This window comes from Mesorhizobium sp. WSM4819 (assembly GCF_055811215.1).
Window position 1 is genome coordinate 282561 of record NZ_JBVVQO010000002.1, and the last position, 12137, is coordinate 294697.

General features: G+C 62.8%; 11 protein-coding genes. 7 read left to right on the forward strand and 4 right to left on the reverse strand.

The annotated features are described in order from the left end of the window. The first annotated feature begins 271 nt into the window (after positions 1 to 271). Positions 272 to 3067 carry a [protein-PII] uridylyltransferase gene (locus AC0L18_RS03430; protein ID WP_473490617.1) on the forward strand — a complete coding sequence of 932 codons (2796 nt, stop codon included), beginning with the start codon at positions 272 to 274 and terminating at the stop codon, positions 3065 to 3067. A 46-nt stretch (positions 3068 to 3113) separates the two neighbouring features. Continuing rightward, a complete protein-coding gene (gene murJ, locus AC0L18_RS03435; RefSeq protein WP_473490618.1) occupies positions 3114 to 4697 on the forward strand; it encodes a murein biosynthesis integral membrane protein MurJ in 1584 nt (527 codons plus the stop codon). Between the two features lie 45 nt (positions 4698 to 4742). Here murJ and AC0L18_RS03440 read toward each other — a convergent pair whose 3' ends face one another. Further along, complete coding sequence (locus AC0L18_RS03440) at positions 4743 to 4904, reverse strand: hypothetical protein (protein WP_473490619.1); 162 nt, start codon at positions 4902 to 4904, stop codon at positions 4743 to 4745. A 217-nt stretch (positions 4905 to 5121) separates the two neighbouring features. On the opposite strand from AC0L18_RS03440, the gene trpS reads away from it, so the two are divergent. The 3 genes from trpS to AC0L18_RS03455 all read left to right on the forward strand — a co-directional run bounded on the left by trpS (position 5122) and on the right by AC0L18_RS03455 (position 7487). Then, the gene (gene trpS / locus AC0L18_RS03445; RefSeq protein WP_473490620.1) at positions 5122 to 6204 is read left to right on the forward strand and encodes a tryptophan--tRNA ligase; all 1083 of its coding nucleotides are present in this window, start codon (positions 5122 to 5124) and stop codon (positions 6202 to 6204) included. An 88-nt stretch (positions 6205 to 6292) separates the two neighbouring features. Next, on the forward strand, positions 6293 to 6784 hold the full coding sequence (locus AC0L18_RS03450) for a universal stress protein (RefSeq protein ID WP_023796709.1): 492 nt from the start codon (positions 6293 to 6295) through the stop codon (positions 6782 to 6784). Between the two features lie 133 nt (positions 6785 to 6917). Continuing rightward, positions 6918 to 7487 (forward strand): NifU family protein, encoded by a 570-nt coding sequence (locus tag AC0L18_RS03455; protein WP_473490621.1) that lies wholly within the window; start codon positions 6918 to 6920, stop codon positions 7485 to 7487. A gap of 114 nt (positions 7488 to 7601) precedes the next feature. Here AC0L18_RS03455 and AC0L18_RS03460 read toward each other — a convergent pair whose 3' ends face one another. Further along, entirely contained in the window at positions 7602 to 8219 is a 618-nt protein-coding gene (locus AC0L18_RS03460; protein WP_473490679.1) for a L,D-transpeptidase, read from the reverse strand. 226 nt (positions 8220 to 8445) lie between these two features. On the opposite strand from AC0L18_RS03460, the gene cueR reads away from it, so the two are divergent. Continuing rightward, a complete protein-coding gene (gene cueR, locus AC0L18_RS03465) occupies positions 8446 to 8868 on the forward strand; it encodes a Cu(I)-responsive transcriptional regulator (RefSeq protein ID WP_287361657.1) in 423 nt (140 codons plus the stop codon). A gap of 46 nt (positions 8869 to 8914) precedes the next feature. Here the strand turns inward: cueR and AC0L18_RS03470 are convergent, their stop codons facing one another. Continuing rightward, positions 8915 to 9073 (reverse strand): hypothetical protein, encoded by a 159-nt coding sequence (locus AC0L18_RS03470; RefSeq protein WP_473490622.1) that lies wholly within the window; start codon positions 9071 to 9073, stop codon positions 8915 to 8917. A 1027-nt stretch (positions 9074 to 10100) separates the two neighbouring features. Between AC0L18_RS03470 and AC0L18_RS03475 the strand changes: the two genes are divergently transcribed. Next, positions 10101 to 10601, forward strand: coding sequence for an MmcB family DNA repair protein (locus AC0L18_RS03475; RefSeq protein WP_473490623.1), 501 nt, complete (start codon positions 10101 to 10103; stop codon positions 10599 to 10601). Positions 10602 to 10826: 225 nt separating this feature from the next. Here AC0L18_RS03475 and nhaA read toward each other — a convergent pair whose 3' ends face one another. Continuing rightward, positions 10827 to 12023, reverse strand: coding sequence for a Na+/H+ antiporter NhaA (gene nhaA, locus AC0L18_RS03480; RefSeq protein ID WP_473490624.1), 1197 nt, complete (start codon positions 12021 to 12023; stop codon positions 10827 to 10829). Positions 12024 to 12137: the final 114 nt, after the last annotated feature.

Below are 12137 nucleotides of genomic sequence, written 5' to 3' on the forward strand. Positions count from 1 at the left end.
TGCAACGGAGGGTAGTGCTTCCAGTGACTGGAAGGTCAAGGCCGAATTTCGGCAATTGTGCCGTGGCGCATGCCGCACGGCCTGGGCGGAACATCCCGCACCCAAACCACTCTTGGGCTTGGAAAACTCGTCCAGCAAGACCATCTAGCAACTGCGGCAGGAGATGATCTTCCGGTTTCGACTCCCGTGCAGATCGTGTCCGCCCGCCCCATACACAGCGCCGCGAAAACGCGCTATAGACGCCGCCAAACGGCGAGGCCGAACGGCACTTATGGCAAAAATCTCTCTCAAGCTCGACGAACTGATCGACGGCGCAGCCTTGCGCCGCGAGATGACCGCGCTGACTGCGGCCACGGCAGGCGACGGCTCCGGCAAGGCTGCGCGCACCGGTGTTCTCCAGCTTCTCAAGGGCAGGCTGGCCGCCGGCCGCAGCATCGCAGAACGCATGCTGATGGACGACGGCGGCGGCACCGCCTGCGCCGCCCGGCTGTCGCATCTCATGGACGAGATCATCCGCGCGCTTTACGAGTTCGCCGCCACCCATGTCTATCGCGTCAAAAACCCGTCATCGGCCGAACGCATGGCCGTCGTCGCGGTCGGCGGCTATGGCCGCGGCACGCTGGCGCCGGGGTCCGATATCGATCTCCTCTTCCTGCTGCCCTACAAGCAGACGCCATGGGGCGAGCAGATCGTCGAATACATGCTCTACGTGCTATGGGACCTCGGGCTGAAGGTCGGCCACGCCACCCGCAACATCGACGAATGCCTGCGGCAGTCGCGCACCGACATCACCATCCGCACCTCGATCCTGGAGGCGCGTTTCCTGTGGGGCGAGCAGAAGCTCTACGACGAGCTCTTGCAGCGCTTCGACCGCGAGGTGGTGCGCACGACCGGACCCGAATATGTGCAGGCCAAGCTTGCCGAACGCGACGAGCGTCATGCCAAGGCCGGCGAAAGCCGCTATCTGGTCGAACCCAACGTCAAGGACGGCAAGGGCGGCCTGCGCGACCTGCAGACGCTGTTCTGGATCGGCAAGTATTTCTACCGGGTCCGCACCGGCGAGGAATTGGTCGACAAGGGCGTCTTCACCAGTACCGAATACCGGGAATTCCAGAAGGCCGAGGACTTTCTGTGGGCGGTGCGCTGCCACATGCATTTCCTCACCGGCAAGGCCGAGGAACGGCTGCATTTCGACATCCAGCGCGAGATCGCCGAGCGCCTGGGCTACACCACACATCCGGGCCTGTCGGCGGTCGAGCGCTTCATGAAGCATTACTTCCTCGTCGCCAAGGACGTCGGCGATCTGACCCGCATCTTCTGCGCGGCGCTCGAGGAAGAGCAGGCCAAGCATGTGCCGGGCTTCAACCGCATCTTCCTTACCTTCTCGCGCCGCAAGCGCAAGCTTGCCGGCACGTCAGATTTCATTGTCGACAACCATCGCATCAACATCGCCGACGACCTGGTGTTCGAGCGCGATCCGGTCAATCTCTTGCGGCTGTTCTGGCTCGCCGACAAGCACGGGCTGGAATTTCACCCCGATGCGCTGAAGCTGCTGACCCGTTCGCTCGGCCTCGTCGGCAAGGCGCTCAGGCGCGACGATGAAGCCAACCGGCTGTTTCTCGACATATTGACGTCGGACCGCAATGCCGAACTCAATCTCAGGCGCATGAACGAGGCGGGACTGCTGGCAAAACTGATCCAGGATTTCGGCAAGATCGTCGCCATGATGCAGTTCTCGATGTACCACCACTATACGGTGGACGAGCACCTGATCCGCTGTATCGGCGTGCTGGCCGAGATCGAGCGTGGCGACGGTGAAAAGATCCACCCGCTTGCCCACTCGCTGATGCCGGGGCTGAAGAAAAGCCGCGAGGCGCTTTATGTCGCGGTGCTGCTGCACGATATCGCCAAGGGCCGGCCGGAGGACCATTCCGAAGCGGGCGCCCGGATCGCTCGGCGCATCTGCCCGCATATGGGGCTGTCGGCGGCCGATACCGAAACGGTCGCCTGGCTGGTCGAGAACCATCTCGCCATGTCGATGACGGCGCAGACCCGCGACCTCAACGACCGCAAGACGATCGAGGACTTTTCCGCGATCGTGCAGTCGGTCGAACGGCTGAAGCTGCTGCTCGTCCTGACCGTCTGCGATATCAGAGGCGTCGGGCCTGGCGTCTGGAACGGCTGGAAGGGGCAGTTGCTGCGCACGCTCTACTACGAGACCGAATTGCTGTTGACCGGCGGGTTTTCGGAAGTGTCGCGTGCGATGCGCACCGCGGCTGCCCGCGAAAAGCTGGCCGAGGCGCTCGCCGATTGGCCGGAAAAGGCGCGCAAGCGCTATGTCGCCAAGCACTATGAGAATTATCTGCTGGCGGTCGATCTCGCCGACCAGCTTCGCCACGCCGAATTCATCCGCGAGGCGGATGCGGCGGGCAAGAAGCTCGCCACGATGATCAAGACCCATCAGTTCGAGGCGGTGACCGAGATCACCGTGCTGGCGCAGGACCATCCCCGCCTGCTGTCGGTCATTGCCGGCGCCTGTGTGGCGGCCGGCGGCAACATTGTCGACGCGCAGATCTTCACCACCTCCGACGGCCGCGCGCTGGACACCATCCTGATCTCGAGGGAATTCGACCGCGACGAGGACGAGCGCCGCCGCGCCGAGCGCGTCGGCCGTCTGATCGAGGACGTGCTGTCGGGCAAGAGCTGGCTGCCGGAGATGATCGAGAAGCGCACCAAGCCGCGGCGCGGCGCCAAGGTTTTCCGCATCCAGCCGCGCGCCGAAATCCGCAACACGCTGTCGAACCGGTTCTCGGTGATCGAGGTCGAGGGGCTGGATCGGCCGGGCCTGCTGTCCGAGATCACCGGGGCGCTGTCCGACCTGTCGCTCGACATCGCCTCGGCACACATCACCACGTTCGGCGAAAAGGTCATCGACACCTTCTATGTCACCGATCTCACCGGCCAGAAGATCGACAGCCCGACCCGCATGGCCGCCATCCAAAACAGGCTGATCGCGGTCCTCGAAGGCACCGAGCGCGGCGGCAAGGCCAAGGCCGCCGCCGAGTGACAGCCACCACTCATTTGTCCCAATCCTGCAGGCAGTTTCCAGACGCATGAGCCTTGTCAAAAAGTTCGCGACGGTCGCTTCCGGCACGCTGATGAGCCGCGCTCTCGGCTTCGGCCGCGAGATGCTGATGGCGGCGTCGCTCGGTACGGGGCCGATCGCCGACGCCTTCAACGCCGCCTTCCAGTTTCCCAACACCTTCCGCCGGCTGTTTGCCGAAGGCGCCTTCAACGCCGCCTTCGTGCCGCTCTTCGCCAAGGAGATCGAAACCCACGGAACCGACGGCGCCAAGCGCTTTTCCGAAGAGGTCTTCGGCGTGCTGTTCACGGCGCTGCTGGCGCTGACCATCGCCATGGAACTGGCGATGCCGCTGATCGTGCGCTACCTGGTTGCACCGGGCTTTGCCGACTCGCCGGGAAAGTTCGAGATGACGGTCGGGCTTGCGACCATCATGTTTCCCTATCTGATCTGCATGTCGCTCGGCGCCATGATGGCCGGCATGCTGAATTCGCTGCGCCGCTATTTCGCCGCCGCAGTGGCGCCGGTGTTCCTCAACATCATCCTGATCGGCGTGCTCGCCTATGCCTGGCACAAGGGATCGGACGCGCGCACCGTTGGCTTCGCACTGGCCTGGGGCGTGCTGGCGGCGGGGCTGGTGCAACTGGCGATCGTCTGGGTGGCGGTGCGCCATGCCGGCATCTCGATCGGCTTTCGCCGGCCAAGGATGACGCCCAATGTCAAGCGGCTGCTGATCCTGGCGCTGCCGGCGGCGATCACCGGCGGCATCACCCAGATCAACCAGCTGATCGGCACCGCAATCGCCTCGGCGCAGGACAGTGCGGTGTCGTCGCTCGCCTATGCCGACCGCATCTACCAGCTGCCGCTCGGCGTCGTCGGCATCGCCGTCGCCATAGTGCTTCTGCCCGAACTGTCGCGGGCGCTGAAGTCGGGCAATCTGGTCGAGGCGGCCAATCTGCAGAACCGGTCGGTGGAGTTCACGCTGTTCCTGACCTTGCCGGCGGCGGCGGCACTGCTGGTCATGGCGGAGCCGATCGTCGGGCTGGTCTACGAACGCGGGGCATTTGCCGCCAACAACTCGACGCCGATCGTGGCGGCGATCCTGGCGATCTTCGGCTTGGGGCTGCCGGGCTTCGTGCTGATCAAGGCGTTCACCCCCGGCTATTTCGCCCGCGAGGACACGCGCACGCCGATGATCTTCGCCGCCATCTCGGTTGCTGTGAACATCACCACCGCGCTGACGCTGTTTCCGCAGATGGGCGCGCCGGGCATTGCCGTCGCCTCGGCCGTCGCCGGCTGGGCCAATGCGCTGATGCTGCTCGGCGTGCTGATCCGGCGCGGCCATTGGGGCCGCGACTTACCGCTCATCAGACGTATCCCACGGCTGGTGCTGTCGGCGGCGGTGATGGCGGCGGCGCTGTATTTTGCCGAGCACTGGTTCGCCGCCCAACTGGCTTCGGGCTCGCCGCTGGTGGTCAAGGCGGCAACGCTGCTTGGGCTCGTCGCCGGCGGGGCGCTGCTTTATTTCGTTACCGCCTTCGTCACCGGCGGGGCGGATTTCGGCATGATCCGGCGCAATATCAGGCGGAAGGGCTCCCCTTCGACCAGGGAATAGTCTCCAGATCCGTAAACCTGACCGTAGCGACCCCGTCGACAAGCATCAGTCTTCGCCGGACAATTCGTCATAGACCGGGCGCGGCAGCGGCTTACGTGCCTGCTTGCTAAGTTCGATCCCGAATTCGGCCCGAAGCCGCGCCGCTGTCTGCAGCGGCGTCTCGCGGCCATGTCGGTGCTCCAAAGCTTTCTCGTTTGAGATGGGCATCCATTTCTCGTCAGATCGTTTGCAGAATATGCTCCTATCATACCATATCGATGTCGGCGCAGCGCCAACAACATCGAACAAGCAATCCGACCTGAAGCAATCGCTCTGCTGCGATCGCCTACAGCCCCTTGATCGTCTACTCGCTCTCGTCCATAAGCGCGCCGTCGCAAGACTTTCGCCGCGCGCGAAACGGCCCTCCACAAGCCAGGGAAACACCATGACGGACGCCAATCAGCCCGCCTTCAAGCCCCTCGTCTTTTCCGGCGTCCAGCCGACCGGCAATCTGCACCTCGGCAACTATCTCGGCGCCATCAAGAAATTCGTCGCTCTGCAGGACACCTCCGATTGCATCTATTGTGTCGTCGACCTGCATTCTCTGACCGCGCAGCTTGTCCATGAGGATCTCAAGGACCAGACACGCGCGATCACCGCGGCGTTTCTCGCCTCGGGCATCGACCCGAAGAAGCACATCGTCTTCAACCAGTCGCGGGTCATGCAGCACGCGGAGCTTGCCTGGATCTTCAACTGCGTCGCCCGCATCGGCTGGATGAACCGGATGACGCAGTTCAAGGACAAGGCCGGCAAGGATCGCGAGAACGCCTCGCTTGGGCTGCTTGCCTATCCCAGCCTGATGGCTGCCGACATCCTCGTCTACCGCGCCACCCATGTGCCAGTCGGCGACGACCAGAAGCAGCATCTGGAGCTGACGCGCGACATCGCGCAAAAATTCAACAACGACTTTTCCGACCGCATTGCCGGCCTTGGCGTGGGCGTCGAGATGAAGGTCGGCGAGGAGACGGTCAACGGCTTTTTCCCGCTGACCGAACCGATCATCGGCGGACCGGCGGCGCGCATCATGTCGCTGCGCGACGGCTCGAAGAAGATGTCGAAGTCGGATCCGTCGGACCTGTCACGCATCAATCTGACCGACGATGCCGACAGCATCTCGAAGAAAATCCGCAAGGCCAAGACCGACCCGGAGGCGTTGCCTGGCGAATTGGACGGCCTGGCCGGCCGGCCGGAAGCCGAAAACCTGGTCGGCATCTATGCGGGTCTCGCCGAGATCTCGAAGGAGGCGGTGCTGAAGGAGTTCGGCGGCCAGCAGTTTTCAGTGTTCAAGCCGGCGCTGGCCGACCTCGCGGTGGAAAAGCTGGCGCCGGTCGCCGGCGAAATGCGCCGCATTTCCGGCGATCGCGCCTATGTCGATGCGGTGCTGAGCGACGGCGGCGAGCGCGCCGGCCTGCTGGCCGAGGCGACGATGAAGACGGTGCGCGACATCATCGGCCTGCTGCAGGGTTAATCTGCAGCCAATATCGCTACATCCGCCGGTCGCTTGCGGCCGGGCTGTGGCGGTGGCAGATTGCGACCGAAACCATCGAAGGTAGAAAATGGTCTCCAAACGCCTCAGCCGTGAAGCCGGCCATCGCCGCAAGTTTTTGGCGATCATCGACGACACCCCCGAATGCGAACGGGCCGTCGTCTACGCCTCGAAGCGCGCGCAGAGCACCAGCGGCGTGCTGGTGCTGCTCTATGTGATCGAGCCGGACGATTTCCAGCATTGGCTGGGTGTCGAGAAAATCATGCGCGAGGAGGCCACCGCCACCGCGCGCGCCGCACTGGACAGCTATGCCAACAAGGTGCGCCAGAAGCTCGGCATCGAGCCGGAACTGGTGGTGCGCGAAGGCAAGCCGACGGAAGAGATCCACAAATTGATCGAGGAGGACCAGGATATCGCCATCCTCGTGCTGGCCGCCGGCGCCGGCAAGGAGGGGCCGGGTCCGCTGGTCGGCGCGGTTGCCGGCAAAGGCGCCGCCTTCCCCATTCCAGTGACAGTGGTGCCGCAGAACCTGTCAGACGAAGAAATCGACAGTCTGGCCTAGGTGTGCTGCAGAAGACCGCAAAAACATTCTCCCAGCCAGCCGTTCCGGCGATGGCTTTCGCTTGAATGTCCTGCCGATAAGGCCTATTTAGAATTATTCCAAACTATATGCCCGAACGGGCTCGGAGACGTCCATGTTCATCCAGACCGAATCGACGCCAAATCCGGCGACATTGAAGTTCCTGCCCGGCAAGGAAGTGCTTGGCGAAGGCACCGCCGATTTCCGCGATGCCGACAGCGCCGCCGCGGCTTCGCCGCTGGCTGGCCGGCTGTTCGAGATCCCCGGCGTCACCGGCGTCTTCTTCGGCTATGATTTCGTCACCGTGACCAAGGACGGCCCCGACTGGCAGCATCTGAAGCCGGCGATCCTCGGCGCCATCATGGAGCACTTCATGTCCGGCGCGCCTGTCATGGCCAGGGCCGGCCCCGCCGCCGAGACCAGCCAGACCGGAGAATTCTACGACAAGGCCGACGAGGAACTGGTCATCACCATCAAGGAACTCCTCGACACACGGGTGCGCCCGGCGGTCGCCCAGGACGGTGGCGACATCACCTTCCGCGGTTTCGAGAACGGCACCGTGTTCCTGCACATGAAGGGCGCCTGCGCCGGCTGCCCGTCGTCGACGGCGACGCTGAAGCACGGCATCCAGAACCTGCTCCGGCATTTTGTGCCCGAGGTGCAGCAGGTCGAACAGGTCTCTTGAGAGACAAACGTCCAGGAACAATTCGTACTCGAGCAAAAACAAAAAACCGGGCCAAATTGCCCGGTTTTCTGTTTTGGGACGTCAGTTGTTGCCTAGACGGTCCGCGTATGAGCTCTAGAGAACGATGACCTTGGCGCCGACGGAGGTGCGGTCGTAAAGGTCGATGATGTCCTGGTTCATCAGCCGGATGCAGCCCGACGACATCGCCTTGCCGATCGAGTTCCACTCCGGGCTGCCATGCAGGCGGTAGCCAGAATCGCCGCCCCTGTTGAACAGGTACAAGGCGCGCGCGCCGAGCGGATTGGTCAATCCGGGATCCATGCCGCCGGCAAATTTGGCGAGTTCCGGCTGGCGCTTGATCATCGCCGAAGGCGGCGTCCAGGTCGGCCATTCGCGCTTCGCCGCGATGCGGGCGGTGCCGCGCCATTCAAAACCCTCGCGGCCGACGCCGATGCCGTAACGCATAGCCTCGCCGCCGCCCATGACATAATAGAGGAACTTGTTCTGCGTATCGACAACGATGGTGCCCGGCTTTTCACCGCTGTCGTAGCTCACGATCTGCCGGCGGTATTTGAACGGCACCTTTTCGATCGGAATGCGCGGCAGTTGATAGCCCGCATCGGTCATCGGACCATAGTTGTTGGTGAAGATCTGCGAGCCGATGGTGCTGCAACCGGCAATTGCCGTCGACAGCGCAAGTGCTGCGACGATTGCGAATGACTTCATGCGCATGAAAAGGTCCGATGCCCCGCCCGAAAGGTAGCGGCACGAGACGGCCGCCTTGTCGCTATCATTCATGCTGGCATTTGCTTTGCTTGCCAAGCGGGCGATGCCTATATGCAGGGGCTTACATGCCGGTAAGTCCGTAGCTGTGGCTTTTCGGCAACGGCTCTCATAAGATTATGGAGGAAATTCAATGGGGCGGTCCGCCAGGCCGCCCGAAGTTAGGGAACCAATCATGAATGTCGGAGATGCCGCCCAGCGTTCCGGCCTGCCGGCCAAGACCATTCGCTACTATGAGGAGATCGGCCTGATCCGTCCGGCGCGGGCCGGCAACGGCTACCGCGATTATTCGGGCGACGACATCCACCGGCTGACGTTTCTGCGCCGCGCGCGCAATCTCGGCTTTTCCATCGACGACTGCCGCCAGTTGATGGCGCTCTACCAGGACCGCAGCCGCGCCAGCCATGACGTGCGCGAGATCGCCGCCGCGCATGTGACGGCAATCGAGGAGAAGGTGCGCGAACTGCAGTCGATGCGCTCGACCCTGCAGAAGCTGATCCATGCCTGCCACGGCGATGACCGGCCGGACTGCCCGATCCTGGACGATATCGCGGGGGCGGTTTTGCCATCTGACAAAGTCGTTCCCGCACAGGTCTGAAGGTTGCGCGGCGTCGCCAGCCGTTTTCAAGGTTGGGTTTCAGCGATCAAGCGGTACCGTCAACACGCTCGGCAATAGCGAATGCCTGCAGGTTCCTTGCCTTGCCGTGGTCTTCTTCGGCGTTGGCGATAATCGAGAAGAACGCCGCGCGGGCGATGTCCTTCTTTGACGCGTTCGGGTGTTCGTTCCTGGCCGCTTTGATCAATTGCTTGGGTACCACTCATGCGTCACGACCCGCATCAGGGTGTCGGCTATCGCCTGCATCTCGTCCGCGTTCATCATCCACACTCCCTCGAGCCACCCGCATTCCCACAGTATCTCATATTGCCAATGTGTGGAACTTGCGGTGTCCGTTTGGCGAGATTCACATTGGCGAATATGGCTCTCTCAGCATTGCACATCTGCTCGCTACCTGGTGAAGCGGGTCTCGCCTAAGCAGAAGGCGAAAACTCCTCGCTTTGCGCAACAGCCCGCGCAAAATTGCAATCTTAAGCCTGCCTTAACGAACCTCTAGCAGGGCAAGGACATCGATTTCTGTGTGAGAGAATCGACCGCATTGATAAATCGCTCATCGAACGCGAACACCAAGGTTCGCTACACGGTCGATTGCGGCGAGACTTACGAAAGCCTCGATGCAGAGGATGCCCTCCATAAGCTCGGCGTGCCAGCGGATGGCGGTTCATACGTCATCGCGCCGTGGTCATATAACAGATACGATCCGAATACGGGCCAAATCGAAAAACCTCGGAATTGACCGGTTACGACAAATCCCCCGATCCCAGCCATTCCCCTACGGGTGGGTAGCGCCTAGGGGTATTTGCTTCCTGCAAGCTGTCTGGCGCGGCCTTCGGCAGTTGGCGATTTGCGCGTGAGCGGGGTACACCTGACCACCAGTTGGTCGTCAGGAGTAACATATTCCAGACAGGATTTATTTGGTATATCTGGGATACACGCATTAACGTTAGCCTTTATCAACTCCCCACCGGCGACCCCATACACGGGGTAGTTTTTGCATGTTCCCTTATTCGAATAAAGAACATTAGCCTGGCTTGTGCATGCGCTTGCGCTGGCAGCAATGGCTACAACGATTGCTATACGGATCATTGCCCCCCAAGGCTCATCTCGCGGGTAGGTAGCACCGCGAGACCTCAAGGGGAAGTCGGGTTTGTCAAATGTATAATCGCCTTAGAAAAACGGGTTCAAACCGTGAACAAAGTCTGGCATGATGCGCCATGCCAATTATCTCGCCGATTCCTCTCAATCCCCTGATCGATGGCCGCCAGTCGGAACGCGCGATGCTGGTTCGGCGTGGCGTGCAGCGGCTGCTCAAGGAGATGGGCGCGCATGTGCTGCCGGAACTGTCGCTGGCGACCGGGCGCCGCGCCGACCTCGTCGCGCTGACCCGCCGGGGCGACATCTGGATCATCGAGATCAAATCCTCGATCGAGGATTTCAGGGTCGACCGCAAATGGCCGGACTACCGGCTGCACTCCGACCGCTTCTTCTTCGCCACCCATCCCGGCGTGCCCTCGGATATCTTTCCGCAGGAATGCGGCTTTATTCTTTCCGACGGCTATGGCGCCGAAATCCTGCGCGATGCGCCCGAGCACCGCATGGCGGCGGCGACGCGCAAGGCGCTGATGCTGAGGATCGCGCGGGCCGGAGCAGCGCGGCTGCTGGCGGCGGAACTTGCCGGCGTGGCGGTGCCGGCGCTGGAGGGCGAGAGCGAGTAGAGGGTTTTCGGAACCCCCTGTAACCTTCGACGTTTGCGCTGCCCCTCATCTGCCTGCCGGCATCTTCTCCCCGTGAACGGGGAGAAGGGGCGCTGGCCGCAACCTCTGCACCCTTTCTGCAACGCTGGAGATTGGCGAAATCTTTTGCGAAGGCGTCTTTCTCCCCGTCTCTAAACGGGGAGAAATGCCCGGCAGGGCAATGAGGGGCGGCGCGACGTTCGTCGGCTACTCTTCCTCCTCTTCCATCCCATTCGCTGCCGGCGCCATCAGCAGCACGGCGGCGCCGAGGATGGCGGCGATGAAGGAGCCGGCGAGGATGCCGACTTTCACCGCGTCCTGGAGCTCGACATTGCTGGCGAAGGCGAGCAGGCCGATGAACAGGCTCATGGTGAAGCCGATGCCGCAGAGCAGCGAAATGCCGACCATGTGCAGCCAGCCGGCATTGACCGGCAGATCGGCGAGGCCGAGCCGGATCGCAAGCGCAGAAGAACCGAACACGCCGACCAGCTTGCCGGCGACGAGGCCGGCGGCGACGCCCAGCGTCAGCGGCTCGACCAGGGTGGCAGCACTGAGGCCGGCGAGCGAGACGCCGGCATTGGCGAAGCCGAAGATCGGGACGACGACGAAGGGCACTATCCTGTGCAGGCCGTGTTCGAGCCGGTGCAGCGGGGAATGGTCTGAATCCTGGCTGATGCCGGGGGTGATTTTCAAAGGTATGGTCAGGGCCAGCGCCACGCCGGCGAGCGTGGCATGGACGCCCGATTTCAGCACCAGCACCCACAGCACGACACCAAGCAGGAGATAGGGCAGCAGCGTCAGCACCTTCATGCGGTTGAGCATGACGAGCAGAGCGATGACCGCGAAGGCGGCGCCGAGATAGGCGAGCGACAGGCCGCTCGAGTAGAACATCGCGATGATGATGACGGCGCCAAGGTCGTCGATGATGGCGAGCGCGGTGAGGAAGACCTTCAGCGACCCCGGCACGCGGCTGCCGAGCAGCGACAGCACGCCAAGCGCAAAGGCGATGTCGGTGGCGGTCGGGATCGCCCAGCCGGACAGGGCGGCTGGATTGTCGCGGTTGATGGCGACATAGACAAGCGCCGGCACCAGCATGCCGCCGGCAGCGGCGATGCCGGGCAGAGCGCGGCGCGGCCAGGTCGAGAGCTGGCCATCCAGCATCTCGCGCTTGATCTCCAGGCCGACCAGCAGGAAAAACACCGCCATCAGGCCGTCATTGATCCAATGCGATACGCTGAGCGGTCCCAGATAGGCGTGAAGGGCGTCGAAATAGGTTTTGGCCAGCGGCGAATTGGCGACGACCAGCGCCAATGCCGCGGCGGCCATCAGGACGATGCCGCCTGTCGCCTCGCTGGCCAGGAATTCGCGAAAGATGGAAGTCGGCCGCGGCTTCTGGTCGTGCATGTCGTCTCCGTCGTGTCGCCTACCAGCCGGCAGGGACAACATCACCCTGTGCGATGATGCGCAACCGCCGATGGCAGGGCAGTTCTTACAGTGCCACGCGACCTTGGCGCGCGC